Here is a 21,215-nt window from a genome sequence, read left to right as displayed (position 1 = left end):
AATCGCTCTCGTCCATTAGGGCGAGAGCTTTCTTACTATTGAAAAAGGCTCATTAAGAATGGTGTTGTTTTTAGGATTATTCATTTTTGCTTTTGAATCCATTGATGGTTCAAATGACGGGAGGAACAGGTGATATGACAAAAGGTGGATGTGTCGAATAGAGTCACCTCTTCTTTAAGTGGGAATCAGTATCCTCTAATGAAATCATACGAATTCAGAAGATCTTTCTTAAAATACATTCAGCACCGACAGGAGCTAAAAGAAATATAGAAAAATCGAAAGATGATAGTCTTTTGGTTGAATTATTGGGAGGTTTGAACATTGGAAAATCGGAAGAATACATTTTATATTACGACACCAATTTATTATCCGAGTGGAAAATTACATATTGGACATGCGTACACGACTGTAGCTGGGGATGCGATGGCACGTTATAAGCGACTTCGTGGTTTTGACGTTATGTACTTAACAGGTACTGATGAGCATGGCCAAAAGATTCAACGTAACGCTGAGAAACAAGGGGTAACACCTCAAGCATATGTAGATGATATTGTAGCAGGCATTAAAGAATTATGGGAAAAACTAGACATATCATATGATGATTTTATTCGTACGACAGAAGACCGTCATAAAAAAGTTGCGGCAGCAATTTTTGATAAGCTTGTAAAGCAAGGTGATATTTATTTAGATCAGTATGAAGGTTGGTACTGTACACCTTGTGAATCATTTTTTACGGAGCGTCAATTAGTTGAGGGAAATTGTCCTGATTGCGGACGTCCCGTTGAAAAAGTAAAAGAAGAATCTTATTTCTTTAAAATGAGTAAGTATGTCGACCGTCTTTTAGCTTACTATGAAGAAAATCCAGAGTTTATTCAACCTGAGTCACGAAAAAATGAAATGATTAATAATTTCATTAAGCCGGGCTTAGAAGATTTAGCGGTTTCCCGTACGACGTTTGATTGGGGAATAAAAGTACCTGGTGATCCGAAGCATGTTATTTACGTATGGATTGATGCGCTATCCAACTATATTACTGCATTAGGTTATGGAACAGAAGATGACGCCAAGTATAAAACGTATTGGCCAGCCGATGTTCATTTAGTTGGTAAGGAGATTGTCCGTTTCCATACTATCTACTGGCCGATTATGTTGATGGCACTAGATCTACCTCTTCCGAAAAAAGTGTTTGCACACGGATGGCTATTAATGAAAGATGGAAAAATGTCAAAATCAAAAGGGAATGTGGTCGATCCTGTTTCATTAATTGATCGTTATGGACTTGATGCTCTTCGCTATTATCTATTACGTGAAGTTCCATTTGGTTCAGATGGTGTATTTACGCCTGAAGGGTTCATTGAGCGAATTAACTTTGACTTAGCAAATGATTTAGGTAACTTGTTGAACCGAACAGTTGCCATGATCGATAAATATTTTAATGGAAATGTTTCGAAAGAAATGATTCAACCAACTGCCTATGATGAGGTATTACGTTCATTCCACGCAGAAACTGTTCAAAAATATGAAGAGGCAATGGAGAACATGGAGTTCTCTGTAGCACTTTCTTCTCTATGGCAATTTGTGAGTCGTACGAATAAATATATTGATGAAACACAACCTTGGGTACTAGCTAAAGATGAAGAGAAAACAGCTGAACTCGCATCCGTTATGTATCATTTAGCGGAATCATTAAGACAAATCGCTGTTCTATTAAAACCATTCTTAACCCAAACTCCAGAAAAGATATTTGAACAACTAGGTGTAACGGAAGCTACATTAACATCTTGGGAGTCTGTTGAGAGATTTGGTTTATTAACTGATATCTCTGTTCAAAAAGGAAAACCGTTGTTTCCACGATTAGACTTAGAAGAAGAAGTTCAGTACATTCAGCAACAGATGAAAGGAACAGAGAAAAAAGAAGAAGTGAAACAAGAAAAGCCGGAAAATACTTCTGAAATTACGATTGATGACTTCATGAAAGTTGATCTTCGTGTTGCCCAAGTATTGGAAGCAGAACCAGTAAAAAAAGCAAACCGCCTATTAAAAATACAGTTAGACCTAGGATATGAAAAGCGTCAAGTTGTTTCTGGAATTGCTGAACATTACAAACCGGAAGAATTAGTAGGTAAGAAAGTCATCTGCGTGACTAACTTAAAGCCTGTTAAACTACGTGGGGAATTGTCACAAGGAATGATTCTGGCTGGCGAAGAAGATGGAAAATTGTCGCTTGCTACTGTCGATTCTACGCTTCCAAACGGAACAAAAATTAAGTAAAACTACAGAAGAAGAAGAGGTGTTTCACGTGAAACAATGGTTAAACGCCTCTTCTCTTTTTGTCGAAAAGAATCGTTTACAAGTTAAGAAAGGATGTCGAATAATGCTTTTTGATACACATGCTCATTTAAATGCAGTTCAATATGATGAAGATTTACAAGAAGTGATTCAAAGAGCGCAAGATGAAGGTGTTTCACATATTGTTGTTGTAGGTTTCGACCGTCCCACCATTGAAAGAGCAATGGAGTTAACGGAAGAATACGACTTCATCTATGCTGCAGTCGGGTGGCATCCAGTAGATGCGATTGATATGACTGAAGAGGATTTACAATGGATTAAAGAGTTAGCTTCCCATCCGAAAGTTGTGGCGATTGGGGAGATGGGTCTCGATTATTATTGGGACAAGTCACCGAAAGAGGTGCAAAAAGAGGTATTTCGAAAACAAATTGCGTTAGCAAAAGAGGTCAAATTACCAATTATTATTCATAATCGTGATGCAACGGCTGATATTGTGCAAATTTTAAAAGAGGAAAATGCAGCGGAAGTTGGCGGAATCATGCATTGCTTCTCAGGAAGTGTAGAAGTGGCTAAACAATGTATTGATATGAACTTTTACATTTCGCTTGGTGGACCTGTCACTTTTAAAAATGCAAAGAAGGCTAAGGAAGTGGCAAAAGAAATTCCGTTAGATCGCTTATTAATTGAAACTGACTGCCCATATTTAACACCACATCCATTTAGAGGTAAGCGTAATGAGCCAAGTTACGTGAAATATGTGGCAGAGCAAATTGCTGAATTAAAAGAGATTACAGTTGAAGAAGTGGCAAAAGCAACAACTGAAAATGCTAAAAAACTATTTGGAATTTCTCGATAAATTTTTTGACAGAGACCGACATTAGTTGCCTAATTGAACCATGATTTCTAGCATTATTGGGCCTCCTCTCCTTTATGATGGATTTTCTTGTCGATAACTATTTCTTCACTTTTTAGTAGTTTTTAAGATAATATTGACTAAAAGTGGGGGAGGGTTGACAGTTTTAAAATAACTCTATATAATCCATCGGGAGGAGAAGGAGGCGTTTTTGGTGATTTCAAAGATACAAAATTTACTAGGAAATCTCTCAAAGAAAAAGAAACTAATCCTCTCCGCTGTTGGTGTATGTCTACTTGGAGCAAGTACTACATACGGAATGTATGAAGGTACAAAGGAATCTGTTACAGTTCAAGTTGATGGAAAGAAAGAGACCATTCGAACACACGCAGATACAGTAGAAGAACTATTCGAAGATTTAGATATAGAAATAAAAGAACAAGATTATGTATCACCATCTAAAGATGCGAAGATCCTTGAGAACATGAGCATCATTTACAAGGAAGCTAAGCCAGTCAACTTAGTGGTAAATGATGAGCGAAGGACCATTTGGACAACAGCTCAAACAGTGGAAGAGTTGCTCAATGAAGAAAATATATCCTTCAAAGAGCATGATAAGGTTGAACCAGCTCTAGAAACACAAATTCAAGATGATATGACGTTAAATGTAAAACATGCAATACAACTTTCCGTAAATGTTGGCGGAGATACACAACAAGTTTGGTCAACTTCGACTACGGTCGCTGACTTTTTAGAAGAGCACGAGATTCAGCTAAACGAATTAGATAAGGTCGAACCTGAGTTATCAGCTAAGTTGCAAGATATTAACGAAGTAATTGTTACAAGAGTGGAAAAAGTCACCGATGTAGTGGAAGAATCCGTAGCATATAACGTTGTAGAAAGAAAAGATCAAAATTTAGAGCGTGGAAAAGAGAAAGTTGTTCAACCGGGTAAAAAAGGAACAGTTGAAAATCATTATGAAATAATTTTGGAAAACGGGAAAGAAGTTGCGCGAGAGCTTATCAAGTCTGTAACGAAGACAGAGAGTGTTGACAAAATTGTGGCGGTAGGAACAAAAGCTCCACCACAAACAACAACGGTCTCACGAAGCACATCTACATCCTCTAGTGAGTTTTATGTTGTTGCAACTGCTTATACCGCTTCGTGTAGCGGATGTTCAGGGGTAACTGCTACAGGGTATAATTTGAAAGCAAATCCTCAAGCAAAAGTAATTGCAGTAGATCCGAGTGTTATTCCTTTAGGATCAAAAGTATATGTAGAAGGTTATGGTTATGCAGTAGCGGCCGACACCGGCTCAGCGATTAAAGGGAATAAAATTGACGTGTTTTTTGCTGATAAATCAACTGCATACCGATGGGGCCGCAAAACAGTGAAAATTCGAGTTCTTAATTAGTGGTTTAAAACAGGGGGGCGTTTACCCTCTGTTTTTTTTCGTTATAATGTTTAATTATTAACCTTTTCAACTAGTTAGACGACGAATGTTACAAAAAGGTTTCAAAATATCGGAGGAAAAAATGAAAAAAATAAAAGAAATTATTGTAGTTGAAGGTCGAGATGACACAGTGGCTATTAAACGTGCTGTTGACGCCGATACTATTGAAACAAATGGTTCAGCTGTTAACGATGAAACTATTGAAAAAATTAGGCTAGCGCAAGAAAAAAGAGGGGTCATTATTTTCACGGATCCTGATTTTCCTGGTGAAAAAATTCGAAAGACCATAACGGAAAAAGTAAAAGGCTGTAAGCATGCTTTTCTTCCTCGTCATGAAGCGAAAGCGAAAAAAGGAAAAGGCTTAGGAGTGGAACATGCTACAATAGAAGCTATAAGGCTTGCGTTAGAAAGTGTAAAAGAGGAAATGATTGAAGAGCCAAGTCAAATTGAATATGAAGATTTACTAAATGCAGGGCTTTTAGGTGGTGCTCATGCGAAAAGAAGGCGTGAGCGGCTAGGTGAATTACTTAAGATTGGATACACAAACGGAAAGCAATTACAAAAGCGACTACAAATGTTTCAAATATCTAAAGAGGATTTTGAAATGGCATTAAAAGTGATCATTCAGGAGGAGCAATCAAATGAATAAAGATATTGCAACACCGATGAGAACAAAAGAAATACTTGAAGAATTTGGGTTCTCATTCAAGAAAAGTTTAGGCCAGAACTTTTTGATTGATACGAATATTTTACATCGTATTGTCGATCACGCTGAAGTATCTGAGAAAACAGGTGTTATTGAAATTGGACCTGGAATTGGTGCATTAACTGAGCAAATTGCAAAGAGAGCAAAAAAAGTGTTAGCGTTTGAAATTGATGGACGTTTAATACCTATTTTAGAGAAGACTTTAGCACCGTATAACAATGTAAATGTCGTCCACCAGGATGTATTGAAAGCGAATCTACATGAAAAAATAAGTGAGTATTTTTCAGATTGCGAAGAAGTCATGGTCGTTGCGAATTTACCGTACTATGTGACGACACCAATCATCATGAAGCTTCTAGAGGAAAACCTTCCATTGAAAGGGATTGTCGTCATGCTTCAAAAGGAAGTGGCAGATCGAATGGCAGCTGAACCGTCGACGAAAGATTACGGATCGCTCTCGATTGCTGTTCAATATTATACAGAGGCAAAAACTGTCATGACTGTTCCGAGGACCGTTTTTATTCCGCAGCCGAATGTCGATTCAGCCGTTATTCGTTTATGGAGACGACAAGAACCGCTCGTGTCTGTTCGAGATGAGAAATTCTTTTCTCAAGTAGTAAAAGCAAGCTTTGCGCAAAGAAGGAAAACGATATTAAACAATTTGACAAATAATTTGCCAAATGGTAAACAGTTGAAGGACGAAATTGTTGAGGCTTTGGCGAAAGTTGGTATTGACCCGAAGCGTCGCGGAGAATCATTAACAATTGAGGAGTTCGCCTCTTTAAGTGATGCATTACATGAAATTTTGTAAGTTTTCTTCTTAATTTAAAGGGATGCTTGGCATCCCTTTTTTCATTGTTACAGAAAGTTTAAGTTCAATAAAGTGTTAAAGTATTCTCTTTACAGTTTTTTTGGTGTCTAGCTCCAAGCGCCATCAGCTCGTGTCGCTTCGGCCTTGCTGTGGGGCCTCGTCCTCTTCGTATGCCCTATAGCGCGGTAGAAGATGATTATCCTCTTTTATTCTTCTGATGATGTTGTCACGCTTAGTTGACTAAGAAAAGAAAGAATCGAGCCGATGGCTTGAATCCAACTACCGGTGACATTTAGTCTCGTTTGGTCGGAGCCTTTAAGTTCAAGAATCCCTGATATTGCTTGAAGGGAGTTACCGATCGCTTGCAACAAATTCCCATAAACATTCAGTAATTGATCAGTGGTAGGAGGGTTTCCAAGAGCATCTACAAAAGATACGCCTCCTCCAACGGCTTGTAACCAATTCCCTTGAATATCTAATTGTTCCTTCGTTTGCTCTGAAAACGGAATGAGAAGCCCTGATAACACCGTCGAGTTCCCTATCGATTGAATGATGTTTCCTACTTTATTCAATGTAAAGGTCTCTTCAGTATCCGCTAGGAGGGCGTTTCCTGTCGCTTGTAACACATTCCCCCACAAATTTAAACTTTCCAATTGTTCGTCGTCAAGGACGGAAGAAGGGGTGCTTCCGACAGCTGATAATACGGTTCCAGTTGCCTGAACCCATGAGCCAAATAGTGCCTTTTGTGTGCTATCGTCCATTTGACCAACCACATTTCGTTTTAATTACTAATACTTTATACAATAAGCGTGAATCATGTCATGGACATTTCGTAATTTTTTAAATCGGCACTACTAAACGACTCAACTGAAATCCTCTGATGAGTAAATTTCAATAATCAATTTTCCGTAACTGGTTTTGGCACGAATGAGCAGCGGTTGATGATGTGGATTTTTAAAAACAAAATCCGGACCATACCAACTGACAGTTGCGTCACGGTTAGGCGGGACATAAGGAACTTGCTTAGAATGAGAATACCGCTCAATGATCTTGACATGGATTTGGTCGACGGCATTGAACAAAGTGGAGGAGACTTGACAAATTCCCCCTCCAATTCCCTCGGAAATTTCTCCTTTTATTATAACGGGAGCTTTTAGATAACCTTTTTGTTCAGTTCTTTTTCCAACAATACGATTAAACGAAAAGACTTCTCCAGGGAATAAGACGACATTGTTTATAGCCCGGGTAGCCAACTGGATATTATGAGTTCTTTGATGGTTGTTGTTGTTAAAGTACGTCGTATAAAGGCCGATTCTTTTTGAACGTACATGAGACAAAAGTTCACTATCGATTCTTGGATACAGTGCACGGACAGGGATTTCAAACGAAGTAGTATTGTTATGATGAAAGTGATCAACTAAAAGTGTTCTAAATTTTTCCTTATTTAATTCATGCCCGTGTATTTCAGGGATGATATCTCCGTAGTCGTCAATGTAGGCGTCCTTCGGTTTTGAGTAAACAAGTGACTCAATCTTATTGATGTAAGATTCAACCTTCGTTTCGTCCATAAAGAGGGGATGAAATGGAATCATTAATTCTTCTCGTTGAACGTGATCAATAACCTTTCCTTCGTACGTCAAAGTTAGTTGATTCGTGGAATGCACTGGCATGATGAATAATAGCGATAACAGAAATGACATCGTAGTTCCTCCTTTCTGTTATCTTTATCTCCAAGGTGAATTCTTATGAGGGGCACTTGATACGATTTGCCTCGCACCTTTTGGAAAACAAATCATAGGCTAAAGCAGATGATTATTTTTTGATGAAATTCCCATCTGTGGAGTGAAGAATATGGACATAAAAATAGGATCAATAGTTGCAAGAAGGTCATATCAGTTTGATTTATTGTTTCGGGTTATTGAAATGAAGGTTGGTCAAAATGGCAAAACGTTGGCTATCTTATGCGGGCAAGATGTTCGATTAATTGCGGATGCTCCAATGGATGATTTAGTTATCGTTAATAAACAAGAAATTGATAGTCGTGCTCAAAAAGAACATGACCGGATAGAGCAATCTCTTTTTTTACTAAAGCAAGATTATCAATTATCGAGAGAGAAGCAAGAATATTACACGACATCGGCTTATAGCTTCCAGGATCAATTATTTCACATCCCAGGAAGAGTTCTTCATATAGATGGCGATCCCCTGTACTTAAAAAAATGTATATCGCTCTATGAGCAAGTCGGAGTGCCTGTTTACGGGGAGTATTGTAAGGAAACGGAGATGCCGAATAAAATTGAGGCACTCTTAGATCAATACCGTCCTGATATCCTCGTTATCACTGGACATGATGCGTATTCAAAGCATAAAGGGAGCATTTCAGATTTAAGTGCTTATCGTCACTCGAAGCATTTTGTGCAGGCAGTACGAAACGCTCGGAAGAAGGTTCCTCACCTTGATCAGTTAGTGATTTTTGCAGGTGCTTGTCAATCTCATTTTGAATCGATTATTCGTGCAGGAGCAAATTTTGCAAGTTCACCATCAAGAGTCAACATCCATGCATTGGATCCGGTTTATATCGTCTCCAAAATTAGTTTTACCCCATTTGTCGAGCGGGTGAATGTGTGGGATGTATTGAGAAATACGCTGACGAGAGAAAAAGGTTTAGGTGGGATTGAAACAAGAGGAGTGTTAAGGTCTGGGATGCCATTTAATCGTCATGAATCTAAATAGAATCCGCCTAAAAAGGTGGATTTTTTGTATAGAACGTAGAGTATGTTTTCAAATGGCTGTTTTCGTCTAGATTGTTGCTTTTTTAGACATTTCTAAAATCAATGCTGGACATTGCGCTCCAGTACACCGTGTAAATACCTGAACAATGTACTAAAGCAACAATCCTTTAGAGAAGAGCCCTTTTCAAATAAATATAGGTTCTTTTCGACAAAAGTTTTAATATCGTAATCAAAAATCGATTTCGTTATCATAGTCGAACATAAAGGAATGAATAATAAGGGAAACCACGTCGATTACATAAAATTTCAAATTATTGGAGATAATGTAGAGAAAGTGAGAATGTTGTAGAAAATATTTTATTGACAATAATTGAATAGAGTTGTTATAATTAAAAATTTAACTTGACTTATGATTGTGTATGTTGTATACTTGTATTGTGAGGTGGTTGCAATGGCAAAAACACTGTCTGATATTAAACAAGCATTAGACTCTAATCTTGGACGCCGTTTAACTTTAAAGGCAAATGGCGGAAGAAGAAAGACCATTGAACGATCAGGTATTTTGGCAGAAACGTATCCTTCTGTATTTATCATTGAGTTAGATCAGGAGGAGAATTCGTTTGAACGCGTTTCATACAGTTATGCCGACGTGCTGACTGAAACGGTTCAACTAACTTTTACAGATGAAAACGGTATGGCTTTTGGTGGGCAGTAGACGATATGTTTGCTGCTTTTTTATTTGGGGTGTTGAGTGAAACGAATACTTGACTGTGGTACAGAACGTCATTGACATATACGAGCAAGAATAGTTCGGAGTACTTTGACGGAAACTATACATACTGCGGATAACCGTAGGTATTGATTCTAACTTCAAATTGGGAGGGAATCACAATATGGGTAGACGTCGGGGGATTATGTCAGAAGAGTTTAAGTATGAGCTAGCAAAAGAGCTTGGCTTTTATGATACTGTTATTCGAGATGGTTGGGGTGGTATTCGCTCACGAGATGCGGGTAACATGGTAAGGCGAGCGATTGAGATAGCAGAAGAACAATTGGCACAGAACGACCATTCCATTTAAATACGGTTTGAAGCAGTGCCGAAGTGTTATGACGCTTCGGCTTTTTTATTGTTACAGAAAGTGTAAGTTCAATAAAGTGTTAAAGAATTCTCTTTACCGTTTTTTTTGGTGTCTAGCTCCAAGCGCCATCAGCTCGGGTCGCTTCGGCCCTGTTGTGGCGACGGAGGCCTCCTCGCAGGTCCTAAAGCGCCCTTCGCCTAAGGACTTGCGCTTTGCGCTTTTTCTGTGAAAATAAAAATACCTATGAGCTGAATGAGCGATCATGATAGGTGGATGGTAGAAAGAAAAAACCCCGGGGAGAATAAATTTTCATGTCCGGGGTGTGAGTGTAAAATCATGTATGTTTCTTATAAGAAAAAGACAGGTTTTATATAGGTATTTATTCAAATTGTCGTTTACAACCTTGTCGGTTACGGGAATAATGAGTACTATTGCAATTGTGAATGTCGAATTGTCAGTTGAAATGTCATGTTTTGTGGTACAATGTGGATACATTTGAGTAGATCGTAAAGTAGGTGGAGAAGTTGCGTATTTTAGAAAAGGCACCAGCTAAGATTAATTTATCTTTGGATGTCTTACATAAACGCCAAGATGGTTATCACGAAGTAAAGATGGTCATGACAACCATCGACTTGGCTGACCGTATTGAACTAAAGTTGTTAGATGAAGATCGGATTACGATCGTTTCACATAATCGTTTTGTTCCTGATGACCACCGGAATTTGGCTTATAAGGCAGCGTTATTGCTAAAAAAGCGGTTCGGTATTAAACAGGGTGTAGCCATCACCATATCGAAGTCAATTCCTGTTGCGGCTGGTTTAGCTGGGGGAAGTAGCGATGCTGCGGCTACTCTTAGAGGTCTCAATAAGCTTTGGAATTTAGGTCTAACACTTGATGAGTTAGCCGTTCTAGGAGCTGAAATCGGATCAGATGTTTCCTTCTGTGTGTATGGAGGAACTGCCATAGCGACTGGAAGGGGAGAAAAGATTGAGCATATTGAAGCTCCTCCCCATTGTTGGGTTGTTTTAGCTAAACCGGAAATCGGTGTTTCGACAGCAGACGTTTATCAAAACTTGAAGATTGATCAAATCAAACATCCTGATGTTGAAGGGATGGTTCAGGCTATTAAATCACAAGATTACGGTAGCATCTGTCACAAACTTGGAAACGTTTTAGAAAGTGTGACAATGAAAATGCATCCAGAAGTGGCCATGATAAAAGAACAAATGCAGAAATTTGGTGCAGATGCAGTGCTTATGAGCGGTAGTGGCCCAACTGTTTATGGGCTTGTACAGTACGAATCTCGTTTACATAGAGTTTATAATGGACTGCGTGGTTTTTGCGATCAAGTTTATGCGGTTAGAATGTTAGGAGAGCGAAATTCTCTTGATTAAACACGAATGTTAATTTATATTTATTGTAAAAATATTCGGATTTTGGAGGTATGATATGAAGTTTCGACGAAGTGGAAGGCTTGTCGATATGACGTATTATTTATTGAATCATCCACATGCACTCGTCCCACTAACGTTTTTTTCGGAGCGGTATGAATCAGCTAAGTCTTCCATTAGCGAAGATTTATCGATCATTAAGCAGACTTTTGAGCAACAAGGGATAGGGACTTTATTAACCATTCCAGGTGCAGCGGGTGGTGTGAAGTATATTCCGAAGGTGCAACAAGAAGAGGCAGTGGAAACAGTGAATTCATTATGCAAGCTGATGGAGAATCCGGACCGTCTTCTTCCAGGTGGTTATTTATACTTAACAGATATTTTAGGTAATCCAGAGTTATTGAAACGAGTCGGTCGTTTGTTCGCTTCAGTATTTGCAAATCGTGAAATTGACGTTGTAATGACGGTTGCGACGAAAGGGATTCCGATTGCGAACGCCATAGCTCAATATTTGCATGTCCCTGTTGTGATAGTTCGTAGAGACAATAAGGTAACGGAAGGTTCGATGGTTTCTATCAACTATGTATCGGGCTCTTCTAAGCGAATTCAAACGATGACATTAGCTAAAAGAAGCCTAGCAGAAGGTTCGCGCGTATTAGTTGTTGATGACTTTATGAAAGCAGGCGGTACCATTAATGGGATGGTCAGCCTTCTTGAAGAGTTTCAAGCGAAAGTTGCTGGGATTGGTGTTTTAGTTGAGTCTGAAAGCGCTGACGAACGTTTAGTTGATGAATACATTTCATTAGTTAAATTAGCAAAAGTGGATATGAAAGATCGCGTAATCGAAGTTAAAGAAGGAAATTATATGGAGTTCTCGAATTCTTTGAATGAGGATAAAGAATAAGGAGTGAATGACATGAGAGTTGTTTCTACAAAAGATGCTCCAGCGGCTATCGGACCTTATTCACAAGGGATTGTTGTGAATAACTTATTTTATAGTTCTGGGCAAATTCCACTTACGGCAGAAGGTGTTCTTGTAGAAGGTGGTATTCAGGAACAGACGCATCAAGTCTTTGCAAATTTAAAAGCTGTACTCCAAGAAGCGGGTGCTTCACTTAATACAGTTGTAAAAGTAACAGCATTTTTGAAAGATATGGAAGATTTTGCTGCATTTAATGAAGTATATGCGGAGTATTTCTCAGAGCATAAGCCAGCACGTTCTTGCGTTGAGGTTGCTAGACTTCCGAAAGATGTTGCTGTTGAGATTGAAGTCATTGCGCTAGTAAAATAACCAATACTTTCATTCTTAAACCATCTTTTTTCATTTTTTGAAAAAAATTTTTTTGAAAAAGAAGGAAAATCAGAAGTAGCGTTGAATTATTCATACTAAAGGTTTTCATATAGGGAAAAGGTGGTGAACAGAATGGAAGTGACTGACGTAAGATTACGCCGCGTAAATACGGAAGGCCGTATGCGTGCAATTGCATCCATCACTTTGGATAATGAATTCGTAGTCCATGACATTCGTGTAATCGATGGAAATAACGGTCTTTTCGTGGCAATGCCAAGTAAGCGAACTCCAGATGGAGAGTTTCGTGACATTGCTCACCCTATCAATTCAAACACTCGCGGGAAAATCCAAGACGCTGTTTTAGCGGAATATCACCGTTTAGGTGAGTTAGAAGTCGAGTTTGAAGAAGCAGGCGCTTCTTAAAATAATGCTTTTACCTATTGAGCCCTAAGGATTCTTAGGGCTCCTTACTTTGTGAATCTCTTCTACATAACCTGTCTATTAAAAATTTCCTCTCATCTCATTTACATATATTTTCACTTAAATGTGCTTCTCTTATCGATCAGTCGTCTGTTCGCGAAATTTTTGCTTGAGGAGTAAAAAAAGTTTGTGCTTTTCCATGCCATCGGTAAAATGTGAGCGCTTTTATAAGCGGAAATTTTCGGAATCACTTAAGTTACCTTGAAATACATAGTTATTTAAGATAATATTTTTATGGATAAAAAGGGATATTGGAGGCCTTTCAATGGAAAATCGTTTTGCGGTGATTTTAGCAGCGGGACAAGGGACACGTATGAAGTCCAAGCTTTATAAAGTATTGCACCCCGTTTGTGGAAAGCCAATGGTTCAGCACGTTGTAGATCAAGTATCGAAGTTACATTTAAACAAAATTGTAACAATTGTCGGCCATGGAGCTGAAAAAGTACAAGCTCAACTTGGTGAAAGTTGTGAATATGCTTTGCAAGCAGAACAGCTTGGTACTGCTCATGCGGTTATGCAAGCAGCACCACAGTTAGAAGGTCAAGCAGGAACGACTATTGTACTTTGTGGAGATACTCCATTAATTACATCGGAAACAATTGATGCATTGTTAAGTCATCATGTCCATACAAAAGCGAAAGCAACCATTTTAACGGCAAAAGCAAATGACCCTACTGGTTACGGTCGTATTGTACGAAATGAAGAAGGTCACGTAGCCAAAATCGTTGAACATAAAGACGCTTCAGAAGAAGAGTTACAAATAAACGAGATTAATACGGGAACTTATTGCTTTGATAACGCTTTCTTGTTTGAGGCATTAAAGCAAGTGTCCAATGAAAATGCCCAAGGGGAATATTATTTACCAGATGTCATCGAAATCTTGAAGAATCAAGGTGAAATTATTTCTGCTTATCAAACAGAAAACTTCGATGAAACATTAGGTGTTAATGACCGAGTTGCACTTTCCCAAGCAGAAGTGATTATGAAAAAGCGTATTAATGAAAAACATATGAGAAATGGTGTAACCATCATCGATCCACAAAATACGTACATCTCTGCTGAGGCGGAAATTGCCCGTGATACGGTGATTTATCCTGGAAGCATGATTAAAGGCAAAACAGTCATCGGCGAAGATTGTGAAATCGGTCCCAACACTGAAATTAAGGACTGTATCGTAGGTGATTCGACTGTTATCCGTCAGTCTGTTGCTCATAATAGTGAAATTGGTCAAAATGTAAACATTGGTCCGTTTGCACACATTCGTCCACAATCGTCGATTGGCAACGATGTAAAAATCGGTAATTTTGTTGAAGTGAAAAAGTCTAAAATGGGTCAAGGAAGTAAGGCTTCACACCTCAGCTATATCGGAGATGCTGAAGTTGGTGCAGATGTTAACTTAGGGTGTGGCTCTATAACTGTTAACTACGACGGGAAGAATAAGCATTTAACGAAGATTGAAGACGGGGCATTTATCGGTTGTAATTCTAACTTAATTGCTCCTGTAACAGTAGGAGCAGGTGCATATGTTGCTGCTGGATCCACGATTACAGAAGATGTTCCAGGAGATGCTCTATCCATTGCCCGTGCACGTCAAGTAAATAAAGAAGATTACGTTAGTAAATTAAAATTGAATCATAATTCCTAATCTGGAGGTCCCTAAATCATGTCACAATACAGAGATAAGAACTTAAAGATTTTTGCGCTAAATTCTAATTACGATTTAGCGAAGCAAATTGCAGATGTTGTTGGAGTTGATCTTGGGAAATGTTCTGTCACACGCTTTAGTGATGGAGAAATTCAAATCAACATTGAAGAAAGTATTCGCGGATGTGATGTATATGTCATCCAATCTACAAGCGCGCCGGTAAATGAGCACTTAATGGAATTATTAATTATGGTTGATGCCTTAAAGCGTGCTTCTGCCAACCGTATTAACATTGTTATTCCATACTATGGTTATGCTCGACAAGACCGAAAAGCTCGTGCTCGTGAGCCAATCACAGCTAAACTTGTAGCGAATCTACTTGAAACATCTGGTGCAAGCCGTGTAATTACATTAGATTTACATGCACCACAGATTCAAGGATTTTTTGATATTCCAATCGACCACTTAATGGGTGTACCGATTTTAGGAGAATATTTCTCTCAAAAGAACTTTGACGATATTGTCATTGTATCCCCTGACCATGGTGGAGTAACACGTGCGCGTAAATTAGCAGATCGCTTAAAAGCTCCAATTGCGATTATTGATAAACGTCGTCCACGTCCAAATGTAGCAGAAGTAATGAACATTGTCGGTAATATCGAAGGAAAAACAACCATTTTAATTGATGACATTATTGATACTGCAGGTACGATTACTTTAGCTGCTAATGCATTGGTGGAAAATGGAGCGAAAGAAGTATATGCATGCTGTACGCATCCTGTATTGTCTGGACCTGCCATTGAACGTATTCAAAATTCTAAGATTAAGGAATTAGTGGTGACAAACTCAATTACGTTACCTGAAGAGAAAAAGATCGAAAAAATTACAGAGCTTTCTGTAGCACCGCTTATTGGAGAAGCAATTATTCGTGTTCACGAAGAGCAATCTGTAAGTACATTATTCGATTAATGAAAATGTCTGACATGTTTAGACCTATTCATGAATGGGAATCAATGTTAATAGAAATACTTTATTAATGAATCTACAAATGACTCCTATTCATGGATAAGAAAGGGGATAAACATGTCAGTTTTATTACATGCAGAAGAACGAAAGACTTTTACTCATTCTGCCAAACGAGAAATACGAAACAAAGGTTTCATTCCAGCTGTCGTTTACGGTAAAAATGCCACTAACACGCCAATTTCACTTGAGGAAGCGGAGCTGTTGAAAGCGTTGAAGCAACAGGGCCGTAACGGTATTTTTCAGATTTCACTCGGAACGTTCAATCATTCAGTAATGGTTCACGAGATTCAGCAAGACCCATTAAAAGGGGATATTATACATGCTGACTTTCATGTTGTGAATATGAATGAAACCGTAGACGTGGAGGTTCAAATTCAATTATCGGGTGATCCACAAGGAGTGAAGGATGGAGGCGTTCTCCAACAACCTCTTCATCATGTGAAGCTTCGGGCAAAGCCTGGGGATATCCCAACCCATATTGAAGTAAATATTGCTTCTTTAGGAGTAAACGATACGCTACATGTTAAAGACTTGTCATTGCCTCCTGGTAGTGAAGTGTTGGATGATGTAGAAGAAGTAATCGTAACCATTTTACCTCCTAAGCAAGAAGCAGAAATCGACTCAGGAGAGGAACAAGAACCTGGGGAACCGGAATCAGCTGAAGGAAGAGAGACAAACGAATAACAATTATTAAAGACGTAACCGAACATGGTTACGTCTTAGTGTGTAGTTTGGACTTTTGTCTTTTGACAAGATATCTTATAGTAAGAGATAGCGACGTTTTTTGTCTTGCAAGAAAAGCGGGATGAAAAAATTGAAAGTGATATAAACAACGAATTGTTTGACCAAGTCGTTTGACTTATTGGTATTGGAAATTGTACGTTGTTTTATTTATACAGGGAGGATTCACAAATGAAAGTAATAGTAGGCCTTGGGAATCCAGGAAAGAAATACGAAGCGACGCGACATAATGTGGGGTTCATGGTCATTGATGAACTGTCAAAAAGGTTGAACATTCCACTGGATCAATCCAAGTTTAATGGGGTCTATGGAATAGGGCATGTAGCGGGTGAGAAAGTCATATTAGTAAAACCATTAACATATATGAACTTATCGGGCGAATGTGTTCGTCCGTTAATGGATTACTACGGTGTAGACGATGACAACTTAGCAGTCATCTATGATGACCTTGATCTGCCGGTTGGAAAAGTTCGTTTACGCTTAAAAGGGAGCGCAGGTGGCCATAACGGCATTAAATCTTTGATTCAACATTTAGGGACTCAAGAATTTAAACGTGTACGCATTGGGATTGACCGTCCGAAAAACGGCATGAAAGTACCGGATTATGTTCTTGGAAAGTTTCTTGCGGAAGAAAAGGACGAAATTCAATCTGCTATAGACCATTCAGCACATGCTTGTGAAAAGTGGATACATCATTCATTCCTGGAAGTTATGAACGAATTTAACTAATGTATAAGCCTTTCTGTAATGGTTCATAATATGTAATACATGGAAAATTTCCGAAAATTCAATCGCGATTTGTGTTACGATTATGATACATACAGGAGGCACTTTTCAAATGGCTTTGCATTATTATTGCAGACATTGTGGGACGAAGGTAGGAGTTATTGATAAACATTCGTTGTATAGTCAACAACTCGGATTTCAGCAGCTAACGGAAACTGAGCGAGATGAAATGATTCACTATCAAAATAATGGGGACATTCATGTACAAACGATTTGTGAAGATTGTCATGAAGCACTTCAGCGAAATCCAGATTATCATGGACTTGATAAATTTATACAATAACCGCTTTGGATGTTCATCCAAAGCATTTTTCTATTGTTTTTGAACAACTGTAGCTTGATCAGATGAGAGGGGGGATTGGACTTGCAAAGTTTGAGACAATATATTTACGCACAAGACGATTTTAAATCCGTGATGACGGGGATTCAGGAAGGATTGAAAGAGCAGTTAGTCGCAGGGTTATCTGGATCAGCTAGATCTTTGTTTGTTTCATCCGTGTTTAAAGATTCTAAAAAGCCAATTTTCGTATTAACGCATAATTTACTACAGGCACAAAAAATTTACGAGGATTTATCTAATATTTTAGAGGATGAGACGGTTTATTTGTATCCGGTTAACGAGTTAATAGCGTCTGAGATTGCTGTCGCAAGTCCAGAATTAAAAGCACAAAGAATTGAAGTGTTAAATCACTTAAGTAAAGGCAAAAAAGGCATTGTTGTAGCACCGGTTGCAGCTCTAACACGTATGCTTCCTCCTAAGCAATTTTGGGAGACGTGCCAATTGGAACTAAAGGTGGGGGAAGACTTTGACTTAGAGCGAAGCCTGCCATTATTTAACCTGATGGGATATGAGCGAGTTTCGATGGTATCTGCTCCTGGAGAGTACAGTGTTCGTGGTGGAATTATTGATATTTACCCGTTAACAGAGGAGAATCCAGTACGGATTGAGTTATTTGATACAGAAATTGACTCCATTCGCACGTTTGACCTTGAAACGCAGCGTTCGTTAGAAATGCTTCAAACATTATCATTAGGACCAGCAGAAGAGCTTCTTTTACATCAAGAGCATATTTCAAATGGTGTACAACGGATTGAGAAGGCATTAGCCAATAGCTTGAAAAAGCTAAAAAAAGATACACAAAAAGAATTGTTGCTAGAAAATATCCGATACGACCTTGAGAAGCTTCAACATTTTCACTTCGATCCATCATTTGTAAAATACTATTCCTTCTTCTATGATTCGCCTGCTAGTTTACTAGATTATTTTCCGAAGGATTCGATTCTTATCTTTGATGAGATTAGTCGGGTTCATGAAATGGTGACGCATTTAGAAAACGAAGAGGCAGAGTGGGTAACCGCTTTGTTAGAAGAAGGGAAAATTGTTCATGAGGCAAGAATTTCTCATTCGTATGAGGAATTAATGAGCAAAACGACTTCTCCTATTATATATTTATCGTTATTTTTAAGGCATGTGCCGCGTACAAACCCACAGAATTTAGTGAATTTATCTTGTAAGCAAATGCAAAGCTTCCATGGACAGATGCACGTGCTTAAAGGTGAAGTAGAAAGATGGGAAAAGCAAGATTATACAGTCGTTTTTTTAGGCGCCAATCAAGAGCGTGTAGAGAAGTTAGAAAAAGTGCTTGATGATTATGAAATTGACGCCAAAATAGCTAAGCGCGATGATATTTTAACTAAAGGTCGATACATTATAGATGGAGATTTACAAACTGGCTTTGAGTTACCGATGCAAAAGCTTGCGGTCATTACGGAAGAAGAATTGTTTAAGAAACGCGTCAAAAGAAGAGCACAAAAACAAAAGCTCTCCAATGCAGAACGAATTAAGAGCTATTCAGAATTAGAAATTGGTGATTATGTCGTTCATATCAACCATGGAATTGGGAAGTATCTTGGAATTGAAACGTTAGAAATCAATGGGGTTCATAAGGATTATCTACATATTCGTTATCAAGGTAGTGATAAGCTTTACGTACCTGTTGATCAAATCGATCAAGTTCAGAAATATGTTGGTTCAGAAGGAAAAGAACCAAAAATATATAAGCTTGGTGGTAGCGAGTGGAAACGGGTTAAAAAGAAGGTTGAGTCTTCAGTACAAGATATTGCGGATGACTTAATTAAGTTGTATGCAGAGCGAGAGGCAAGTAAGGGATATGCCTTTAGTCCAGACGATGAAATGCAACGTGAATTTGAAGCGGCCTTTCCATATCAAGAAACCGATGATCAGCTACGCTCTATTACTGAGATTAAAAAGGATATGGAGCGCGAACGGCCAATGGATCGTCTATTGTGTGGAGACGTTGGGTACGGAAAAACGGAAGTGGCCATTCGAGCGGCATTTAAAGCAATAACAGACCAAAAACAAGTGGCCTTTTTAGTCCCTACGACCATTTTAGCTCAACAGCATTATGAAACCATTCGGGAGCGTTTTCAAGATTATCCGATAAACATCGGACTTCTAAGTCGTTTCAAATCGAGAAAAGAACAAAATGAAACCTTAAAAGGGTTAAAAAATGGAACAGTGGATATTGTCATTGGTACGCACCGCTTGCTTTCTAAGGATATCGTGTTTAAAGACTTAGGGTTATTAATTATTGATGAGGAACAGCGATTCGGCGTTACCCACAAAGAGAAAATTAAACAAATGAAAGCAAATATTGACGTTTTAACGCTGACTGCAACACCAATACCGCGTACATTGCATATGTCCATGCTTGGGGTGCGCGATTTAAGTGTGATTGAAACTCCACCAGAAAATCGTTTCCCAGTCCAAACGTATGTTGTGGAATACAATGGGGCTTTAGTTAGAGAAGCCATTGAGCGGGAGCTAGCGCGTGGCGGGCAAGTGTACTTCCTCTATAACCGTGTTGAAGACATTGACCGAAAGGCTGAGGAGATCTCAATGCTTGTTCCGGAAGCTAAAGTAACGTATGCGCACGGAAAAATGACTGAAAATGAACTAGAGTCGGTGATGTTAAGCTTCTTAGAAGGAGAAGCAGATGTTCTTGTCAGTACGACCATCATCGAAACAGGTGTAGACATCCCGAATGTGAATACGTTAATCGTGTTCGATGCAGATAAGATGGGGCTTTCTCAGCTTTACCAGTTAAGAGGACGCGTTGGGCGATCTAATCGAGTAGCATACGCATATTTTACGCATCGAAAAGATAAAGTATTGTCTGAAGTAGCAGAAAAACGCCTGCAAGCCATCAAAGAGTTTACCGAATTAGGTTCAGGGTTCAAAATTGCCATGCGTGACTTATCTATTCGAGGTGCTGGGAACTTACTAGGGCCTCAGCAACATGGCTTCATCGATTCTGTCGGGTTCGATTTATATTCCCAAATGTTAAAAGAAGCGATAGAAGAACGAAAAGGAGAATTACCGAAGGAACAGCCGATTCCAGTTGAAGTCGATTTGGAAATTGATGCTTACTTGCCGCAAACGTATATCTCAGATGGTCGCCAAAAAATTGATATGTATAAACGATTTAGAGGCGTTGAATCAATGGATGACTTGCGTGAGTTGCAAGAGGAAATGGTGGATCGCTTCGGAGAATACCCTGTTGAGGTCGATTATTTAGTGAAAGCGACAACGGTTAAAGTGCTGGCAATGAGAGAACGAGTGGTGCATGTAAAACAGGTTAAAGATCAAATTAACATCTTGATTTCTGAAGAAGCTAGCTACAATATTAATGGGCAAAAATTATTTGAGTTAAGCAATAAGTTCGGACGTAACGTAGGTTTAGGAATGGATGGGAAATGCTTAAAATTAACCCTTCAAATAAAGAAAATGGAAACGGAGAAATGGTTAAGTATCATTATTGAGCTGTTAGAAGGTTTGGCTCATGTAAAAAAAGAAGAAGTTTCAGCTAGTTCATGATTAAATCTTTTAGAAATTGGCTAAGATGGTAAGG

At 38.7% G+C, this 21,215-nt stretch carries 20 protein-coding genes; 18 read left to right on the top strand and 2 right to left on the bottom strand.

All coding sequences use genetic code 11. The features are described from left to right. Window positions 1-321 precede the first annotated feature (321 nt). The 5 genes from metG to rsmA all read left to right on the top strand — a co-directional run bounded on the left by metG (window position 322) and on the right by rsmA (window position 6,112). Window positions 322-2,271 carry a methionine--tRNA ligase gene (gene metG / locus ML543_RS16315; RefSeq protein ID WP_243388469.1) on the top strand — a complete coding sequence of 650 codons (1,950 nt, stop codon included), beginning with the start codon at window positions 322-324 and terminating at the stop codon, window positions 2,269-2,271. A gap of 103 nt (window positions 2,272-2,374) precedes the next feature. Then, a complete protein-coding gene (locus tag ML543_RS16310; RefSeq protein ID WP_243388487.1) occupies window positions 2,375-3,145 on the top strand; it encodes a TatD family hydrolase in 771 nt (256 codons plus the stop codon). Between the two features lie 211 nt (window positions 3,146-3,356). Next, window positions 3,357-4,556: a ubiquitin-like domain-containing protein gene (locus ML543_RS17050; RefSeq protein ID WP_341482369.1), complete on the top strand. Its 1,200-nt coding sequence runs from the start codon at window positions 3,357-3,359 to the stop codon at window positions 4,554-4,556. A gap of 121 nt (window positions 4,557-4,677) precedes the next feature. Beyond that, window positions 4,678-5,244 (top strand): ribonuclease M5, encoded by a 567-nt coding sequence (gene rnmV, locus ML543_RS16295; RefSeq protein WP_243388468.1) that lies wholly within the window; start codon window positions 4,678-4,680, stop codon window positions 5,242-5,244. After that, window positions 5,237-6,112, top strand: coding sequence for a 16S rRNA (adenine(1518)-N(6)/adenine(1519)-N(6))-dimethyltransferase RsmA (gene rsmA / locus ML543_RS16290; RefSeq protein WP_243388467.1), 876 nt, complete (start codon window positions 5,237-5,239; stop codon window positions 6,110-6,112). The genes rnmV and rsmA overlap by 8 nt, the downstream gene beginning before the upstream one ends. A 206-nt stretch (window positions 6,113-6,318) precedes the next feature. On the opposite strand, the gene ML543_RS16285 is transcribed toward rsmA, so the two are convergent. Both ML543_RS16285 and ML543_RS16280 read right to left on the bottom strand, forming a co-directional pair. Further along, window positions 6,319-6,873, bottom strand: a complete 555-nt coding sequence (locus ML543_RS16285) for a DUF6944 family repetitive protein (protein WP_243388466.1) — start codon at window positions 6,871-6,873, stop codon at window positions 6,319-6,321. 102 nt (window positions 6,874-6,975) lie between these two features. Continuing rightward, a complete protein-coding gene (locus ML543_RS16280; protein WP_243388465.1) occupies window positions 6,976-7,812 on the bottom strand; it encodes a VanW family protein in 837 nt (278 codons plus the stop codon). Between the two features lie 151 nt (window positions 7,813-7,963). On the opposite strand from ML543_RS16280, the gene yabG reads away from it, so the two are divergent. The 13 genes from yabG (at window position 7,964) to mfd (ending at window position 21,181) form a co-directional block, all read left to right on the top strand. Continuing rightward, on the top strand, window positions 7,964-8,845 hold the full coding sequence (yabG, locus tag ML543_RS16275) for a sporulation peptidase YabG (RefSeq protein WP_243388464.1): 882 nt from the start codon (window positions 7,964-7,966) through the stop codon (window positions 8,843-8,845). Between the two features lie 450 nt (window positions 8,846-9,295). After that, window positions 9,296-9,559, top strand: a complete 264-nt coding sequence (gene veg / locus ML543_RS16270; RefSeq protein ID WP_243388463.1) for a biofilm formation stimulator Veg — start codon at window positions 9,296-9,298, stop codon at window positions 9,557-9,559. 178 nt (window positions 9,560-9,737) lie between these two features. After that, window positions 9,738-9,923, top strand: coding sequence for a small, acid-soluble spore protein, alpha/beta type (locus tag ML543_RS16265; RefSeq protein ID WP_243388462.1), 186 nt, complete (start codon window positions 9,738-9,740; stop codon window positions 9,921-9,923). Between the two features lie 524 nt (window positions 9,924-10,447). Continuing rightward, window positions 10,448-11,317: a 4-(cytidine 5'-diphospho)-2-C-methyl-D-erythritol kinase gene (gene ispE, locus ML543_RS16260; protein ID WP_243388461.1), complete on the top strand. Its 870-nt coding sequence runs from the start codon at window positions 10,448-10,450 to the stop codon at window positions 11,315-11,317. A 55-nt stretch (window positions 11,318-11,372) separates the two neighbouring features. Then, window positions 11,373-12,218 (top strand): pur operon repressor, encoded by an 846-nt coding sequence (gene purR, locus ML543_RS16255; protein WP_243388460.1) that lies wholly within the window; start codon window positions 11,373-11,375, stop codon window positions 12,216-12,218. A gap of 12 nt (window positions 12,219-12,230) precedes the next feature. Then, window positions 12,231-12,605 carry a RidA family protein gene (locus tag ML543_RS16250; protein ID WP_243388459.1) on the top strand — a complete coding sequence of 125 codons (375 nt, stop codon included), beginning with the start codon at window positions 12,231-12,233 and terminating at the stop codon, window positions 12,603-12,605. A gap of 132 nt (window positions 12,606-12,737) precedes the next feature. Beyond that, window positions 12,738-13,028 (top strand): septation regulator SpoVG, encoded by a 291-nt coding sequence (spoVG, locus tag ML543_RS16245; protein ID WP_243388458.1) that lies wholly within the window; start codon window positions 12,738-12,740, stop codon window positions 13,026-13,028. 322 nt (window positions 13,029-13,350) lie between these two features. Further along, on the top strand, window positions 13,351-14,730 hold the full coding sequence (gene glmU, locus ML543_RS16240) for a bifunctional UDP-N-acetylglucosamine diphosphorylase/glucosamine-1-phosphate N-acetyltransferase GlmU (protein ID WP_243388457.1): 1,380 nt from the start codon (window positions 13,351-13,353) through the stop codon (window positions 14,728-14,730). A gap of 15 nt (window positions 14,731-14,745) precedes the next feature. Beyond that, complete coding sequence (locus ML543_RS16235) at window positions 14,746-15,699, top strand: ribose-phosphate diphosphokinase (protein WP_243388486.1); 954 nt, start codon at window positions 14,746-14,748, stop codon at window positions 15,697-15,699. Between the two features lie 114 nt (window positions 15,700-15,813). Next, window positions 15,814-16,440 (top strand): 50S ribosomal protein L25/general stress protein Ctc, encoded by a 627-nt coding sequence (locus tag ML543_RS16230; RefSeq protein ID WP_243388456.1) that lies wholly within the window; start codon window positions 15,814-15,816, stop codon window positions 16,438-16,440. Window positions 16,441-16,668: 228 nt separating this feature from the next. Continuing rightward, entirely contained in the window at window positions 16,669-17,226 is a 558-nt protein-coding gene (pth, locus tag ML543_RS16225; protein ID WP_243388455.1) for an aminoacyl-tRNA hydrolase, read from the top strand. Window positions 17,227-17,335: 109 nt separating this feature from the next. After that, window positions 17,336-17,566 (top strand): anti-sigma-F factor Fin, encoded by a 231-nt coding sequence (locus ML543_RS16220; protein ID WP_243388454.1) that lies wholly within the window; start codon window positions 17,336-17,338, stop codon window positions 17,564-17,566. Window positions 17,567-17,647: 81 nt separating this feature from the next. Next, window positions 17,648-21,181, top strand: a complete 3,534-nt coding sequence (gene mfd / locus ML543_RS16215; RefSeq protein WP_243388453.1) for a transcription-repair coupling factor — start codon at window positions 17,648-17,650, stop codon at window positions 21,179-21,181. The last annotated feature ends 34 nt before the right edge of the window (window positions 21,182-21,215 follow it).

It is taken from the genome of Bacillus kexueae (assembly GCF_022809095.1).
Taxonomy (GTDB): Bacteria; Bacillota; Bacilli; order Bacillales; family Aeribacillaceae; genus Bacillus_BZ; species Bacillus_BZ kexueae.
Note: the sequence above shows the minus strand (reverse complement) of the source record. Positions and strands in the feature narration are given on the sequence as shown.